Here is a 15,768-nt window from a genome sequence, read left to right on the forward strand (position 1 = left end):
CGCTTTTTTTATGCCCGCGTTTTTTGCGCGAGATACTAGCCTTTATTGCTCAACGCCTGCACTCGCGCCTGTGCCTTGGTAGCGATATCACCGGAAGATTTGGCGGCAATCTGGTACTGGCTGAGGGCGTTCTGGGTGTTGCCCTGCTGCTCGTATACCTGCCCCAGGTAATAGTGCGCGTGTGGTGTGTCGAGATAGCGGGTGGAGCGCTGCAGGTCCCGCTCCGCTGCCGTGTAGTTTTTCAGTTCCGCATTCAGCATGCCGCGCATCAACCAGTTGGAAAACAGCGTCGGGTTCTTCTGCACTGCGGTTTCATAGGAATTGAGTGCGGACTGGTACTGTTTTTTGTGTGCCAGCAGGTCACCTTCGAGTGCGTAGAAGGCCGCCTCCTTGGGCTGTTGCTGCTGCGCCTTGCGAGTCAGGGTCAGCGCACGGTCGTACTGCTTGTTCTTCACTGCGGCCAGCGCATCGTCATAGCTTTTGTAGGCGTCCGCATCGCGCTTCAGCTGTCCGATGGCCTGTTGGTACTGGCTGCGGTTTGCGGTACCGCCTGGTAGTTTTTTGGCGTGCTTGATATTCGCGTCTACCCGCGCCTGTGACGGCGGGTGGCTGGCGAACAGCGCTTCCAGGCCACCGGCCTGTTTGCCCTTGGAAAGTTCGACAAACTTTTTCTGCAGGCGCACCGCACCGTAGGGGTCGTAGCCCGCGGCAACCATATACTTCATGCCGTACTGATCGGATTCCAGCTCATTGTCGCGGCCGTACTTGGCGATATATGCGGAGCCGCCGAACTGGCTGCCGAGGGAGATCAGGTCACCGTAACCGGTGTTCTGGGTGGTGGCGCCGAGAATGGCCATGCCCGCGCCTAGGATCTGCTGCTGGGACATGGCTGCGGCGGAATGGCGCGCGGCGGCGTGCACAATCTCGTGACCCAGTACCGCGGCCAGCTCGGCCTCGTCTTCCAGCAGTACCAGCAGGCCGCGGTTGACCGCAATCTTGCCGCCGGGCAGTGCCCAGGCGTTCGGGGTGGAGTTGTTCAACACCACAAATTCGTAGGGCAGCTGCGGCTGGTCGGAGACCTTCGCCAGCTTCTGGCCCACGCGGCTCACATAGCTCTGCAGGGACGGGTCGATCAGGTATTCGCCGCCCTGGGTCTGCTGGGCCTGGGGATATTGCTGTTCCCCCAGGGCCACTTCCTGGCCCTGGGACATCAGCGACAACTCTTTCTTGCCGGTGACCGGGTTGACCGCACAGCCGGCGATGCCCGCGGTCACAGAAGCGGCCACAGCCGCGGCCAGCAGGCGGTTGGAGATTGAACGCGGAATCATAGATCACTCCCTGTATAATGTTCGATTCAAAGCTGCTGTAGCGGTGGCTTTGGCAGCATTTAAATGAAGCTATTGTACACAGTCCGGAGACCGAGGTTATGACGACCGCACTGCAGATTATCGAACTATTCGCTGGCACCAACCCCGATGGCGAGCCGGTGGTGGAGCGGATGCAGGTTCGGGTCAATGAGGACGACAGCGTACAGCTGGTGCGCTCACCCGCGTTTATCAAGGGCATTGCCAGCGGCGATACCATCAAGGTCAATCGCGAAGACCCGGAGAAGCCCAGTTTCGAACTGGTAAAGCGCTCGGGCAACCTCGCCGTGCGGGTTTTCTGCCGCAGCGATAGCACCAAGCTCTCCGACCAGCTCACCCCGCAGCTGGAAAAACTCGGTGGCGAACTGGATATGGAGAGCCCGCGCCTGCTGGTATACAGCATCCACGTGAGCTGCGGCTTTGGCGAAATCGAGCAGATCCTGAACAGCGTGTGCGATGGGGCCAACAGTGTCTGGTATTACGGCAATGTCTACGACCCGGTGGATGGGCAGACGCCGCTGAATTGGTGGCAGGACATTTTAAAGCCCGAGTAAGTCCAAACTGCGTATAACACTCGCTGCATACCGTTAAAGACCGAGAAGTTGTTGTCATGTTGATAGTCATCTCCCCCGCAAAAACCCTCGACTACGAGAGCGAGATTCCACAGCTGGAAACCACCCAGCCGGATTTCCTCAAGGAATCCGCGGCACTGATCAAGGAGCTGAAGGCGCTCAGCCCGCAGGATATCTCCAGCCTGATGAAGATCTCCGACAAGCTGGGCGTGCTCAATTACGACCGCTTCCACAGCTGGAAGCGTCCGTTCACCGATGACAATGCCCGTCCGGCCCTGCTGGCTTTCAAGGGTGACGTCTACACCGGGCTCGCGGCGGAATCCATGGGCAAGCGGGATTTTGCATTTGCGCAAAAGCACCTGCGCATGCTGTCCGGTCTCTACGGCCTGCTGCGCCCGCTGGACCTGATGCAGCCCTACCGCCTGGAAATGGGCACCAGGTTTGCCAATGCGCGCGGCAAGAACCTGTACGAGTTCTGGGATGGCAAGATCACCGACGCCCTCAACCAGCAGCTGCAGGCGCTCAAAAGCCGCGAGCTGGTGAACCTGGCCTCCAACGAGTACTTCAAGTCGGTACAGCCAAAGAACCTGGATGCGGAGATCATCACTCCCCACTTCAAGGACTGGAAAAACGGCCAGTACAAAATGATCAGCTTCTTCGCCAAAAAGGCCCGCGGCATGATGAGCCGCTGGGCCATCGACAACCGCGTCAAGAAAGCAGAGCAGCTAAAAGACTTCGACAGTGCGGGCTACTACTTCAGCGCCGAGCACTCCAGCGATCGCGACTGGGTATTCCTGCGCGACGAACAGCCGGCCTGATCGACCGTGACGGATCAGGCACTGCCCGACGCCCCCTCTACCGGGCGCAACCGGGAACCCATCCTGGAGCAACTGCAGAGACTGCTGGCCAACCGCCGCCGTGTGCTGGAAGTCGGCAGTGGAACCGGCCAGCATGCCGTGTATTTCGCCCCGCGTCTGCCGCAGGTGCTGTGGCAGACCTCGGAGCGCCGGGTAAACCTGCACGAGGTGCAGCGCTGGCTGGCCCACGCTCCCGCGGACAACCTGCCGGCGCCACTGGAGCTGGATGTTACCGGTTCCTGGCCGGCGATCTCGGTCGATACCGTATTCACCGCCAATACCCTGCATATCATGCCCGCGAAGGTGGTGGAAACCCTGTTCCAGCGCTTGCCGGAGGTGCTCACCGCCGATGGCCAGTTTATCGCCTACGGCCCGGTGAAGATCGACGGTGCCTATATCGGCCCGGGCAATGCGGGCTTTGATGAGTGGCTGAAAGAAGAGGATCCGGCACGTGGTATCCGCGACCTGGAGTGGCTGGATCAACTGGCCGAATCCCAGGGCCTGCGCCGGACCGAAATCAATTACCTGCCCGCCAACAACCAGTTGCTGGTGTGGCGACGTTAACCCGATAACAGGAGTGCACTATGCCCCCGTGGTTTGAAACTACCCTCGCCATTGTTGCCGCTATTGCCGCGGTTTTTTTCTTTGGCAAATACCGTGAGGCCGCTGCCGCGCTGCACGAGTCCGAGCGGATGAAGCGCAAGCTGTCCAAGGACCTGGACCGCTATCGCGATGTGCCCCAGCTGCGCGCCCTGCGCGACGGTCTGATCGGCGAGCGCAACCTGCCGGTGGATGACGAAGGCCGCGAGCACCTGTTGATCCGCAACAGTGCGCGCAAGCTGGTGCATGTCACCGTGCAGAGAAGCGCTGCACCGGTGGCCAAGGAAGAGGTGGTGCATTACCGCGTGGGTGGCGAGGAGCGCCCCCTGCAGGAGCTGGAGTAACGCTCCACACCGGCTTTTCGCCGCTTATATTTTTTTCCGCTACTTCTTTTAAAGCCCCGTTCGCGGGGCTTTTCTGTTCCAGTTGCCACCTCTCCGAGCCGTTTCCGGTGCGTCTCCGTCACGATTTTTATGCGACAAGTTCACCAAAATGATCAAAAAGGGCCATTGCTGCCTCCACTCATAATGATTATTTTGGCGCCGCCGATAATTCTAATTACATGCGCATATACAAAATATTCTGAATCAATAGTACATAGGACATGGTTGATCATGTGGACCAAGAACCAAATCGCCGGCATGGTAGCTGCGGGGGCAATTCTGGGGGCGGCGCCGGTAGCCGCGGAAGTTTTTTCTGGACGTGGCAGCGCCATGGCTGGCGCCGGCGTGGCCGGCGGTGACTACACCTACAGTGCGCTGGTGAATCCGGCGACCGCGACCAACTTCGAAGAAAACGACGATTTTGCAGTGACCTTCGATTTCGGCCTGCTTGCCAGCGACAGGAACGACTTCCTCGATACCGGTGAGGACCTGAGTGATTTCCTGGACGCAATCGACGGCACCAGCGCGGGCCAGGAAGACGCCGACTACATACTCGAGCAGCTGCAGCTGCTGGATGAGGGCAGCCTCACCGCTGAGGCCGGCGCACAGCTCACCATCGCCATTCCCAACAGCCTGGCTTCCGGTTTACTGTTCGTGCGTCAGTCCGCCTTTGTCGCCACGGATGTTCAGCTGGCGGACGCCGATGTGGAACTGCTGGAGGATTTCGGCTCGCAGATTTTTGACGAGAGCGACCTGCAGACCGCCGCCGGCGCTTTCGGCTACACCATGCAGGAAATCGGCTTTGCCGCCGCCCGCGACTTTAACTTCGCCGGCTACCAGCTGTCCCTCGGCGCCACGCCCAAGTATCAGCGTGTCGAGACCATCGAATATATCGAGACCATTGCCGAATTCGACAACGACGATTTCGAAGCCGACGACTTCATGCTCGAGCACACCAACTTCAATATCGACTTGGGTGCCACCATCGACTGGGGGGAATTGCAGGCCGGTGTTTCCCTGCGCAACGCCCTCTCCCAGGAGTATGAAACGGTGCAACAGGGTGTGGAGATCCAGCTCGAACCGCAGTTGACCGCAGGTCTCGGCTATACCGGTGAGGTCTTTACCCTGCTTGCCGATCTCGATCTGAATTCCGTCGAGCTGTTTGACGGCGCGGGCGAAATGCAGATCGCCCGCGTGGGCGCGGAAGCGGATCTGTTCGACTGGGCTCAGCTGCGTATTGGCTATCGCCACGACCTCAAGGGTACCTACGACGGTGCGATTACCGCCGGTATCGGCTTTTCGCCGTTCAACGTGGTGCAGTTCCACCTGTCGGCGATCAAGTCGTCTGACGACACCCTGGGTGCCGCGCTACAGTTCGGGCTGGATCTGTAAAGACACCGATCCGCTTGCCAATAAAAAAGGGGCCTGTTGGCCCCATTTTTATCTGCTGTGTTTTATCCCTGCGTGATCAGGCGGAACTGGCGAGAGTCAGCTTCTGCTTGGGAAAATTCAGGGTAAAGGTACTGCCGCGGCCGGGAACGCTGGTTACGCTCATATTCGCGCTGTGGCGCAGCAGCACGTGCTTGACGATGGCGAGACCGAGCCCGGTGCCACCGCTCTCGCGGGAGCGGCCGGCATCTACCCGGTAGAAGCGCTCGGTCAGGCGCGGGATATGCAACGGGTCTATCCCGATACCGGAATCCTTCACCGAAAAATGGCCGCCCGCGGAATCCACTTTCCAGCGCAGCTCGATGGGCCCGCCATCGGGGCTGTACTTCACCGCGTTGAATGCCAGATTGGCAAAGGCACTGTGCAGCTCGCCGGCGTCGCCGGTAATCGTGCAGTCCTCGTCGCAGTGCACCGAAATTTCATGGCGCTCACCACTCAGCGAGCGCGCCTCACTCGCCACCCGCTCCATCAGCTCCCGCGGCGACACCCGGTCGCGACCGCTGTCGCGCTCCGAAGTCTCCAGCCGCGCCAGCAGCAACAGATCGTTCACCAGGCTGGTCATGCGCACCGTCTGTTCACTCATCTGCCCCAGCGGCCGCTCCCAGTTGCGCGGCGCCTGGCCACTGGCCTGCAGGGTCTCCAGGTAACCCGCGATCACCGTCAGCGGCGTGCGCAACTCGTGGGAAACATTCGCCACAAAATCCCGCCGCATCTGCTCGAGATTGTGTAGCCGGGTCACGTCGCGCACGATCACTAGCGCCTCGTCCTGGCCGAAGCGGGTGACTTCCATTTGCAGGATTCGGGAGTCATCCCCCGGTGCCGGCAGTGTGATCGGCTCCTGGGTCTTGTTGTTCTGTTCCAGCATGCGCTGGTACATGTGCTCCACAAAACGCGGATCGCGGACAAAGTTGACCAGCGGCTGTCCGGCATCGTCCCCCTGCAGACGCAGCATCTCGCCCGCCGCCGGGTTCCACCAGGCCAGGTTGCCCTCGTCCTCGAGCGCCACAATGCCCTCGCGCAGTGCACTGGTACTGTCCTGTACCCGGCGCAGCATCGAGTGCAGCTTCTGCTTTTCTTTGCGATGGCGGCGTTGCAGCCGGTAGAAATCGTCGGAGATATCGCCCCACACACCGAAACTGGTGGGCGCGGGGCCGCGTCGTCCGTTGGACAGCCAGCGGTCGAACTGGCTCTGCTGCCACAGTAGCCAGAACAGGTAGACAGAGAGGCCGGCACAGAGCGCCAGCCACCAGTGGCCGGTAGAAAAACCGAAAATGGTGGTGCCGAGGGCGATGACGATAAAACGCGAGAACTCGCCAATACTGCGATCGAGCATGATGGTTGGGCCATCTTTTTGAGTGAGGAGTCGGGGCAATACTGAAATCGGTAATGCGCAGGACTCTAAGCGAAGGCGGAGTGCCGGGTGCGGGTTTTCAGGATCGCCGGCGACACGGATGTCGCCGACGAAGCGTACAGGGATGTATTCACTGCGGTCCTGAAAACCCGCACCCGGTGCTCCGCCGCCACCGGGCATTCACATTGGAAACCCAAATTTTTCAAGGACGGTAGGATTACACCCTTTCCACGGTCTGTACAGAAAAGCGGTAGCCGGTGCCGCGCACAGTCTGGATATAGCGCTCGTGGCCATCGATGGTGAGTGCCTTGCGCAGGCGGCGGATGTGTACGTCCACGGTGCGCTCCTCTACATACACGTTGCCACCCCACACGTGGTCCAGCAACTGGGTGCGGGTATAGGCGCGCTCCTGATGAGACAGGAAGAAGGTCAGCAGGCGAAACTCCGTCGGCCCCATGTCCACCGGGTTGCCATTGATCGTCACCCGGTGACTGATCGGGTCCAGCACCAGGCCGCCGGCGGTCAGCGGCTCTTCCGGCGTACTCGGACCCGCCCGGCGCAACACCGCCTTCAGGCGCGCCACCAGTTCGCGGGGAGAAAACGGCTTGGTGATGTAATCATCTGCACCCGTCTCCAGCGCCTTGATCTTGTGATCCTCCTCGCCCTTCGCCGTCAGCATGATGATCGGCAGCGAAGACGTCAGTTCATCCCGCTTCAGGCGCCGCGCCAGTTCCACCCCGGAAACATCCGGCAGCATCCAGTCGAGCAGGATCAGGTCCGGCTTCTCATCGATTACCAGCGCGTGTGCCGCCTGGGCATTTTCTGCCTCGAGACAGCGGTAATCCGCCATCTCCAGGGCAATTCGCAACATGTCCCGTACCGGGGCCTCGTCGTCGACTATGAGAATCGTCTTGTTGTGCATCTGCCTGCCGTACCCTAACTGGTGAGTGTGTCATCCAACTGACATTCCTTAGAGTGGCCATTTAACGTCACTTTAATGACAAATATATGACAAGTGCCCAACGATCACGAATCTGCGGGAAAACACCGGGTTCAATTGACGAGAAAGTGGAGGAAAATCCCGGAAAATACCGCTGCGCCGACCCAGTTGTTGTTCAAAAATGCCTTGAAGCAGTTGCCCCGTTCCCGATTCTGCACCAGCCATTGCTGGTAGCCGAAGAGTCCCGCCGCCGCTGCCACTCCGCAGTAGTACAGTGCACCCAATTCCGCCCGGCTACCCAGCATCACCAGAGCCAGCACCACCATCACCTGCAGGCTGGCGGTCATCACCTTGTCCATATCGCCGAACAGGATCGCCGTGGATTTCACCCCGATCTTGAGGTCATCGTCCCGGTCCACCATGGCGTAAAACGTATCGTAGGCAACCGTCCACAGCAGGTTGGCGGTGAAGAGCAGCCAGGCGACCGCCGGTACCTTATTGGTAGCGGCGGCAAACGCCATCGGAATGCCCATACTGAACGCCGCCCCCAGCACCACCTGCGGCAGGTGGGTATAGCGCTTGGCAAACGGATAGCAGAACGCCAGCGCGAGTGCAGGTAATGACAGCAAAATGGTGAGCTTGTTGGTGGTGAGTACCAGCAGGAAGGCCAGTAGCATCAGGCCGGCAAACAGCAGCAGCGCCCCTTTGGGCGTCGCAGCCCCGGTGGCCAGGGGGCGCTGATTGGTGCGCTTTACATGACCGTCGATGTTGCGGTCTGCAAAGTCGTTGACCGCGCATCCCGCCGCGCGGGTAAGAATGACCCCGAGGGTGAACACCGCAAACAGATGGATACCGGGCCAGCCGCCGGCGGCAATCCACAGTGCCCACCAGGTGGGCCACAGAAGCAGCAGGGAGCCGATGGGCCTGTCCAGGCGGGCGAGCTGCCAGTACGGGAGGGCGGCGGGCCAGCGCTGCTGGATCTGTTGGCTGATCATGGGTTTCTCGTCCGTTATTCAGGTCATGGGCGGTTTGTGGGGATTGAAACTGCTCAGGAAAGTCTCTGCAACCAGCAGGGGTTTATCGTGCAGCCAAAAGGTGGAGCGGCGGCCCCAGGCGGTGTTCTCCAGTGAGTCCAGCTCGGGCTGCTGGCTGCGCGGGTTGCGCGCCAGACGGTTGAGTACGATGGGACCGCGGCGAATGTCCGGTTGGCTGAACAGGAGTTCCCCCAGGGGGCGGTTGTCCAGGCTGCGTAGGTAGCGGGATTTGCCCGCCAGGGTGCGTTCGGGGAGCACACTGCGGGCGTATACCCAAGGCTGCTCGTCGCTGCCGTAGAGCAGGACTTCGCGCACCAGGGCACGGGTCCTCTCGCGCAGATTGAGGGCGCGGCGCTCCTCCAGTTGTGGCTGCTGCCAGCCCTGACTCAGGATCTGCACGCTAAACTCACCGTTGCTCAACTGCTTGAGCGCAGCGGTGAGTGAGCCGGGGTGCAGCAGCCACGGCAGCAGGTGCTCCGGAGGCGTGTGTCCGTGCAGGCTCTCGAGGGGCTGTGGGTGCCAGTCACCGACGGCTTCAAAGGGGGAGTGGAACAACGCTGACTCCGCGCAAGCTCAAAAGCGCCATTGTAACCGACCGACGGCCTGGGGAAATGGTCCAGATTTTGCTCCGCTTTCAGCCTGCCGATATAGTGGCGGTCTGTTTGCCGCACTTTGTATGAGTGCGCTGAGTTTTTATCGACAATAAATAATCGGCGATCGCCGAAGTAACAGGACGGACCATGGGGCTTACCAAAAAAATCGTTCTGGCCATGATTGCGGGGATCGCGGTTGGCCTGATAAGCAATCTTCTCAATACCAGCCAGGTGCTGGGGCCCGGGATAACCGGTTTTATCAACAACTACCTGACCAATGGCCTGTTCGATATCGTCGGACGGATTTTCATCGCTTCGCTGAAGCTGATGGTGGTGCCGCTGGTTCTGGTTTCCCTGATCTGCGGTGCCTGTGCGCTGTCTGAAGGCAGCCGTGTGGGTGTGCTCGCCGGCAAAACCCTGTTGCTGTATCTGCTCACTACCGCAGCAGCGATCACCCTCGCGCTGGTGCTGGCGCTGGCGATCCAGCCGGGGGTTGGCATGGAACACCTGGCCGGGGATGCGAGCTTTGAACCCAAGGCGTCGCCGTCGCTGTCTGAAGTGATCGTCAACATCTTCCCGACCAACCCGGTGGATGCGATGGCCAAAGGCAATATGCTGCAGATCATCGTGTTTGCCCTGCTTATGGGTTACGCGATTTCCCGCAGCGGCAAGCCGGGACAGCGTATCGCCGGCTTCTTCAATGACCTCAACGAAGTCATCCTGCGCATGGTCGGGGTGCTGATGGTGTTTGCGCCTTACGGGGTGTTTGCCCTGCTGGCGACCAAGATTGCGCAGCTCGGCTTTGATGCGATTCCACAGCTGGCGAAATACTTCGGCGTGGTGTTGCTGGCGCTGTTGCTGCATGCGCTCGGGGTCTATCCATTGCTGCTGAAGCTGCTTTCGGGCCTGAGTCCGCTGAAGCTGATCAAGAAAATGCGCCCGGCGATGGTGTTTGCCTTCAGTACCGCATCTTCCGCGGCCACTATCCCGGTTACCCTGCAGACGGTGGAAAAGCGTCTGGGTGTGGATAACAAGGTGGCCTCGTTTACCGTACCTCTTGGCGCAACCATCAATATGGATGGCACTGCGATCATGCAGGGGGTGGCGACGGTATTTATTTCCCAGCTGTACGGGATCGATATCGGCCTGATGGGCTACCTGACGGTCATCCTGACCGCCACCCTCGCCTCCATCGGCACCGCCGGTGTGCCCGGAGTTGGCCTGATCATGCTGGCAATGGTGCTGCAGCAGGTTGGCCTGCCGCTTGAGGGTATTGCCATTGTGATGGGTGTGGATCGGCTGCTGGACATGGTGCGCACGGCGGTGAACATCACCGGTGATTCCGTGGTGAGTACCATTGTGGCGAAGAGTGAGGGCGCGCTGAATGAGAGCACCTTCAACGATGACAACTACAACAGTGTGGTCGCGGACGGGCGGGACGGCACCGCGACGTCTTGAGGCCACTCGCGAATAGTTCACCCGGGCTTAAATAAAAAGGGCGAGTCGCGGTGCGGCTCGCCCTTTCTGTTTGTGGCCTGGAAAATCGGGGATTAAAGCGCTGCCATATCCCGCAGTTCATCTGCCTCCAGGTTGTCCTCCATGGATTCCACCAGTTCTTCCGCCAGTTCGCTGAGGGCGTCCTTGATGGCTTCCTCGGTACTGTCTTCTCCTGCGCGTCCGTCGTGGTATGTGCGCACCATGTATTTGCTGGATATGTCGAGCTCATCGATGTCGATGCGCTGCTCGCGCAAAGCGGTGCCGTTGCGGTTTTTCAGGGTGTAGCGAAACTCACCGGAGAGGGCCATATTGCCCTTCTCAAGGTCGTAATCTTTTTTCGGCGTCATGGCACTGAGATGCTTGATGACCCGCAGATTCAGGGAGTTTTGCAGGCTCAACACGCCCTCTTCCACAACCAGTGGGACTTCTTCGTCCTCGAGGTACTCGTACAGCTCGCGCGCGAGTTCGCTGTGCAGGTGCTGGGTGTATTTGCGTACCGCCTGTTGTTTTAGCTCGGCAAGACCGCCGCCTTTACCGGCCTGGGCCAGCATTAGCTGCAGGTCGCCACTGGAGCCTGGCATGGGCACATCTATCCGGATATCCGTGGGGGCAATGGCCAGGCTGGGCGTGGTTGTGTCTCCGCCCCAGAAGCCATTCTGGGCGGCGGCCGGCGTGGACAGGCCAATAGTGAACAGACTGGCGAGCGCCAACCTGCGGAGTCCTTGGGTTCTCATGCATCTCTCCCTGTTTTGATTTTTATGCCGGGAAGCTGTTTGCTATTTGTAAATTGGCGAATGGATTCGCTCTTTATTTATGCGATAACCGTCACAGGCTGCCACTTATCGGTGCAGAGAGCAAAAAATTTCCGTGACTTGTGCGTCAGTAGTAGTCGGTTTTGTGATTTGGATCTCGGCGGGAATTTGCAGGCTGCAGTAAGAAGGGTTAGGTGAAAGGGATCGGGGAGCAGGCGGAGAGATGGCGGGTAAATGAAGTGGGGGCTTGATCAGCCCCCCTTGGCGAGTTCGCGCAGGCTGTCTGCTTCCAGATCGTCCTCGATACGGTCGATGATACGTGCCACCAGTACGTCGACCATTTTCTGCAGCTGTTCCTCGGTGTTGTCTTCGGCTTCACCGCTTCCCAATGGTGTCTTGATTTCGTATTTGCCTTTCAGGTTGAGATCCGCGATATCCAGCCGCTTTTGTTTCAGCACCAGGCCACTCGGCGTATTCAGGCTGAAGTGGTAGTCGCCGCTTGCACTCAGGTTGCCCTTCTCCACCTCGAAGTCGCCGCGGTTTTTGAGGCCGCTCAGCTGCTTGACCACGGAGATGTCGATGCTGTTGTGCAGGGTGAGGGAATTATTGTCGGTAATCAGCGCTACTTCTTCATCGGCAAAGAATTCGCGCAGCGCAGAATCCAGTTTGAAACGCAGTTGTTCGCTGAAGACACCAATGGCTTTTTCGCGCACGTCGCTGAGGCCTTCGCCGGAGGTGGCCTGGGCGAGCAGCGCATCGAAATCATTGCCTTGCAGCGGAGTGGGAATTTCCGCGGCGACCTTGGTGTGGGCAATGGTGATATGCGGGGTGGGCTCGTCGCCGCCGCCAAAAAAACCTTGGCCCCACGCGGGGCTGCCAAGCAGCAGGGCGATCGCGGCTACAGAGCGCTTCATGTATGTGTGCAAGTGGATCATCCGGTATTTCCCGTACTGGTGGTCGGGAGTTGACGGGCTCGATAAGCCCTTTTTATTGAGGCTGCCACTGCTGGCACGGGAGTGCAAAATTATTGGTGACCAGAAATGACTAATCGGTCTGGCTATCGAGTGGCGCACGGGCAGAGCGAGCGCTAGTTCGCATTTTGTGCGTTGGATTCCACGGATGGGGTGTGCGAGTCGCTCAGGCCTCGGCGAAGCGGGGTTTGTTGTGCAGCCAGCGGCGCACGAGAGCGGCGCGGGCGTCGGCGCCCAGCTGTGGCGCTGCAGCGATTTTCTGTACCTGCGGCAACAGGTGCGCATCCCGTTGCAGGTCGGCGATGCGGTGCTGGATCTCACCGGTCTGACGGGTGCCCAGAATCTCACCTGGCCCCCGCAGGCGCAGGTCCTCCTCGGCGATGGCAAAGCCATCTGCATGGCTGCGCAGCGCCTGCAGCCGCGCACGACCGTTGACAGACAGCGGCGTGCTGTACATCAGCACACAGTGGCTGGCGATACTGCCTCTGCCGACGCGCCCTCTTAACTGATGCAGCTGGGCGAGGCCGAGCCGTTCGGGGTTCTCGATGATCATCAGGCTGGCGTTGGGGACATCGACCCCCACCTCGATCACCGTGGTGGCCACCAGCAGGTCGACCTCGCCGGCCTTGAAAGCTTTCATTACCAGGTCCTTGGCGTCGGGCTTCATGCGCCCGTGCACCAGTGCCACACGCACACCCTCGAGGGATTCCGCCAGTTCCTCGGCAGTGGATTCCGCGGCCTGTGCCTGCAGGGTTTCCGACTCCTCGATCAGGGTGCACACCCAGTAGGCCTGGCGCCCTTCGGCCACGGCCCCCTGTACCCGCTCCATCACATCGAAACGGCGCTCGTTGGAGATGGCCACGGTATTGATGGGTTGACGCCCGGGAGGCAATTCGTCGATTACCGAACAGTCCAGGTCAGCGAACGCAGACATGGCCAGAGTGCGCGGGATCGGGGTCGCGGTCATGATCAGCTGGTGTGGCTGGGTACGGATGCTTCCCTCCGCCGCGCCTTTCTCGCGCAGCTGCAGTCGCTGGCGCACACCGAAACGGTGCTGTTCGTCGATGATCACCAGCGCCAGCCGGTGGAAGGTCACGCCTTCCTGGAACAGTGCGTGCGTGCCCACTACCAGCTGGGCGTCGCCGCTTTCAATCGCCGCCAGCTGCGCGCGGCGCTCCGCGGCCTTCATGCTGCCGGTGAGCCAGGCCACGGTGATACCGAGGGGCTCCAGCCAGCCGCAGAAATTGATGCGGTGTTGTTCGGCGAGGATTTCCGTGGGGGCCATGACCGCGCACTGGTATCCGGCGCCGATGGCCTGCAGCGCTGCCCGCGCCGCGACCAGAGTTTTGCCTGCACCCACATCACCCTGCAAAAGACGCATCATCGGGCGGGACCCCGCGAGATCTGTCGCGATCTCCTTACCCACTCTCTGCTGTGCATTGGTGGGGCTGAATGGCAGGCGGGCGCTAAAGTCCCGCTCCAGTGCAGCGTTGGGCGCAAGCGGTGGAGCCGCGACACGGGAGGCGGTACGCCGCAGTTCCAGCAGGCTAAGATGGTGGGCGAGCAGCTCCTCCAGCGCCAGGCGTTGCTGGGCCGGATGCTGGCCCTCTCCCAGTTGTTCCAGGTCCGCGTCGGCGGGTGGCTGGTGCAGGTACATCAGTGCGCCCGCCAGAGGCATCTGCAGGGCGCTCGGCAGCAGCTCCGCGGGCAGCAATTCGGTCACTGTGCCCTGTGCCAGCCAATCGAGGCCTTGGCCGATCAGTGCGCGCAGGCGGCCCTGGCCCAGGCCTTCGGTAAGCGGGTAAATAGGCGTCAGGGTTTCCGCGGTGGGAGAAATATCCTCCCCCAGAATCTCGGTTTCCGGGTGATAAAGTTCCACGCCCGCACTGCCCCGGCGGGCCTCGCCGTAACAGCGCACCCGGGTGCCCGGCGCCAGGCGACTTTTCTGCGCGGCGGTGAAGTGGAAAAAGCGCAGCATGACGCTGCCGGTGGTGTCTTGCAGGCGCACCGCGAGGCTGCGGCGGCGCCCGAATACCACGTCGGCGGCGCGTACCTCGCCCTCGATTACCGCATCCATACCGGGACGCAGTCCCGCCAGGGGCACCACGCGGGTGCGGTCCTGGTAGCGGGCGGGCAGGTGGAACAGCAGATCCTGGAGGGAGCTGATGTGCAGTTTGGCGAGGGTTTCCGCCAGCTTGGCGCCCACCCCTTTGAGGGCAGTCACCGGAATTTCGGCCAGCGGTTTCTGCGGTCGATTCACGGACTCTTCAATTGGCACTGGTTGATGGCGTCGCGCAGCATATCGATGGCGCGGTGTCGCGGAAAGCTGGCGCGCCAGGCCAGGGCCACGGTGCGTTGCGGGGCCGGCGCCACAAACGGGCGGGTTACCAGTACACCGGTAGCGTACTGGGACGCGGCCGCCGCAGACAGCGGCAATACAGTGATGCCGAGGCGCGAGGCCACCATATGGCGCAGGGTTTCGAGTGAGCTGCCATCGGCGGCGGTGCGGATATGTCCGTTGCCGGACTCCTTCTCGATCGACTGTTGCAGCTGCGGGCAGGCTTCCAGAACCTGGTCGCGGAAACAGTGGCCTTCACCGAGCAGCAGCACATTGTCCTCGCACAGCTGCTCCGGGGACAGGGCGTCGAATTTGGCCAGGGGGTGGTCGGATGGCATCAGCACCACAAAGGGCTCATCGTACAGCGGCTGGGTGACCACATCCGGTTCGGTAAACGGCAGTGCGATAATCACCGCGTCCAGTTCGCCCTTGCGCAGGCGGGCGCGCAACGTGGAGGTGTAGCCTTCTTCAACAAACAGCGGCATCTGTGGTGCCAGCTGCTGCAGCTGCGGGATGAAGTGCGGAAACAGATAGGGGCCGATGGTGAAAATTGCACCCACCGACAGCGGACTGCTGAGCTGGTCCTTGCCGGCGCTGGCGATGTCCTTGATCGCCGCCGACTGTTCCAGCACCAGCTGCGCCTGGGCCACGATGCGTTCCCCCAGCGGCGTGGCCTGAACCCGGGTTTTGGAACGCTCGAACAGCGCCACGCCGAGTTCTTTTTCCAGTTTCTTGACGGCGATGGACAACGTCGGCTGACTTACAAAGCAGCGCTCAGCGGCGCGCCCGAAATGCTGCTCCTGGGCCAGGGTGACGATGTAGCGCAATTCATTCAATGTCATGGTAAACGCAATCAGATAAAACTTTGCGATAGAGTTTATTCATAAATGCCCCCGCGCGGCCAGCAAATCTGCAGATGAGGTGGGTAAATGTCTCAATCTAGAAAAAAATGCTATTAACGGGTCTTATGGTTAGTAAAAGTTGCTATTACCATGCTGTCTTGTTCGGTGGCGTGGCGCTTTTTTTGCTATACGTGTAAGGGCAAGTGTTCAATACACACAAAGCGG

At 60.5% G+C, this 15,768-nt stretch carries 15 protein-coding genes; 6 read left to right on the forward strand and 9 right to left on the reverse strand.

Annotated features, from left to right (window positions below; genetic code table 11):
• Nucleotides 1-35 precede the first annotated feature (35 nt).
• Entirely contained in the window at nucleotides 36-1,328 is a 1,293-nt protein-coding gene (locus HUW35_RS06885; protein WP_181254859.1) for a M48 family metalloprotease, read from the reverse strand.
• Nucleotides 1,329-1,426: 98 nt separating this feature from the next.
• On the opposite strand from HUW35_RS06885, the gene HUW35_RS06890 reads away from it, so the two are divergent.
• The 5 genes from HUW35_RS06890 (at nucleotide 1,427) to traF (ending at nucleotide 5,168) form a co-directional block, all read left to right on the forward strand.
• The gene (locus HUW35_RS06890; RefSeq protein ID WP_078083360.1) at nucleotides 1,427-1,918 is read left to right on the forward strand and encodes a DUF4265 domain-containing protein; all 492 of its coding nucleotides are present in this window, start codon (nucleotides 1,427-1,429) and stop codon (nucleotides 1,916-1,918) included.
• Between the two features lie 56 nt (nucleotides 1,919-1,974).
• Complete coding sequence (gene yaaA / locus HUW35_RS06895) at nucleotides 1,975-2,754, forward strand: peroxide stress protein YaaA (RefSeq protein ID WP_181254860.1); 780 nt, start codon at nucleotides 1,975-1,977, stop codon at nucleotides 2,752-2,754.
• A gap of 6 nt (nucleotides 2,755-2,760) precedes the next feature.
• Nucleotides 2,761-3,357 carry a DUF938 domain-containing protein gene (locus HUW35_RS06900; protein WP_181254861.1) on the forward strand — a complete coding sequence of 199 codons (597 nt, stop codon included), beginning with the start codon at nucleotides 2,761-2,763 and terminating at the stop codon, nucleotides 3,355-3,357.
• 20 nt (nucleotides 3,358-3,377) lie between these two features.
• Nucleotides 3,378-3,737 (forward strand): hypothetical protein, encoded by a 360-nt coding sequence (locus HUW35_RS06905; RefSeq protein ID WP_181254862.1) that lies wholly within the window; start codon nucleotides 3,378-3,380, stop codon nucleotides 3,735-3,737.
• Between the two features lie 270 nt (nucleotides 3,738-4,007).
• Nucleotides 4,008-5,168 (forward strand): conjugal transfer protein TraF, encoded by a 1,161-nt coding sequence (gene traF, locus HUW35_RS06910; RefSeq protein ID WP_181254863.1) that lies wholly within the window; start codon nucleotides 4,008-4,010, stop codon nucleotides 5,166-5,168.
• 76 nt (nucleotides 5,169-5,244) lie between these two features.
• Here traF and phoR read toward each other — a convergent pair whose 3' ends face one another.
• The 4 genes from phoR to HUW35_RS06930 form a co-directional block, all read right to left on the reverse strand.
• A complete protein-coding gene (phoR, locus tag HUW35_RS06915) occupies nucleotides 5,245-6,558 on the reverse strand; it encodes a phosphate regulon sensor histidine kinase PhoR (RefSeq protein WP_181254864.1) in 1,314 nt (437 codons plus the stop codon).
• A gap of 235 nt (nucleotides 6,559-6,793) precedes the next feature.
• Nucleotides 6,794-7,498, reverse strand: a complete 705-nt coding sequence (gene phoB / locus HUW35_RS06920) for a phosphate regulon transcriptional regulator PhoB (RefSeq protein ID WP_181254865.1) — start codon at nucleotides 7,496-7,498, stop codon at nucleotides 6,794-6,796.
• Nucleotides 7,499-7,629: 131 nt separating this feature from the next.
• A complete protein-coding gene (gene ubiA / locus HUW35_RS06925; protein ID WP_181254866.1) occupies nucleotides 7,630-8,511 on the reverse strand; it encodes a 4-hydroxybenzoate octaprenyltransferase in 882 nt (293 codons plus the stop codon).
• A gap of 18 nt (nucleotides 8,512-8,529) precedes the next feature.
• Nucleotides 8,530-9,105, reverse strand: a complete 576-nt coding sequence (locus HUW35_RS06930) for a chorismate lyase (RefSeq protein WP_181254867.1) — start codon at nucleotides 9,103-9,105, stop codon at nucleotides 8,530-8,532.
• A gap of 185 nt (nucleotides 9,106-9,290) precedes the next feature.
• On the opposite strand from HUW35_RS06930, the gene HUW35_RS06935 reads away from it, so the two are divergent.
• Nucleotides 9,291-10,601 (forward strand): dicarboxylate/amino acid:cation symporter, encoded by a 1,311-nt coding sequence (locus HUW35_RS06935; protein WP_181254868.1) that lies wholly within the window; start codon nucleotides 9,291-9,293, stop codon nucleotides 10,599-10,601.
• Between the two features lie 92 nt (nucleotides 10,602-10,693).
• Here the strand turns inward: HUW35_RS06935 and HUW35_RS06940 are convergent, their stop codons facing one another.
• The 4 genes from HUW35_RS06940 to HUW35_RS06955 all read right to left on the reverse strand — a co-directional run bounded on the left by HUW35_RS06940 (nucleotide 10,694) and on the right by HUW35_RS06955 (nucleotide 15,543).
• Nucleotides 10,694-11,374 carry a hypothetical protein gene (locus HUW35_RS06940; RefSeq protein ID WP_181254869.1) on the reverse strand — a complete coding sequence of 227 codons (681 nt, stop codon included), beginning with the start codon at nucleotides 11,372-11,374 and terminating at the stop codon, nucleotides 10,694-10,696.
• A 269-nt stretch (nucleotides 11,375-11,643) separates the two neighbouring features.
• Complete coding sequence (locus HUW35_RS06945) at nucleotides 11,644-12,327, reverse strand: hypothetical protein (protein WP_181254870.1); 684 nt, start codon at nucleotides 12,325-12,327, stop codon at nucleotides 11,644-11,646.
• 202 nt (nucleotides 12,328-12,529) lie between these two features.
• Entirely contained in the window at nucleotides 12,530-14,623 is a 2,094-nt protein-coding gene (gene recG / locus HUW35_RS06950; RefSeq protein ID WP_181254871.1) for an ATP-dependent DNA helicase RecG, read from the reverse strand.
• A complete protein-coding gene (locus HUW35_RS06955) occupies nucleotides 14,620-15,543 on the reverse strand; it encodes a hydrogen peroxide-inducible genes activator (RefSeq protein WP_078082899.1) in 924 nt (307 codons plus the stop codon). Before HUW35_RS06955 ends, recG begins: the two co-directional genes overlap by 4 nt.
• Nucleotides 15,544-15,768: the final 225 nt, after the last annotated feature.

Source organism: Microbulbifer sp. YPW1, from assembly GCF_013367775.1.
Taxonomy (GTDB): domain Bacteria; phylum Pseudomonadota; class Gammaproteobacteria; order Pseudomonadales; family Cellvibrionaceae; genus Microbulbifer.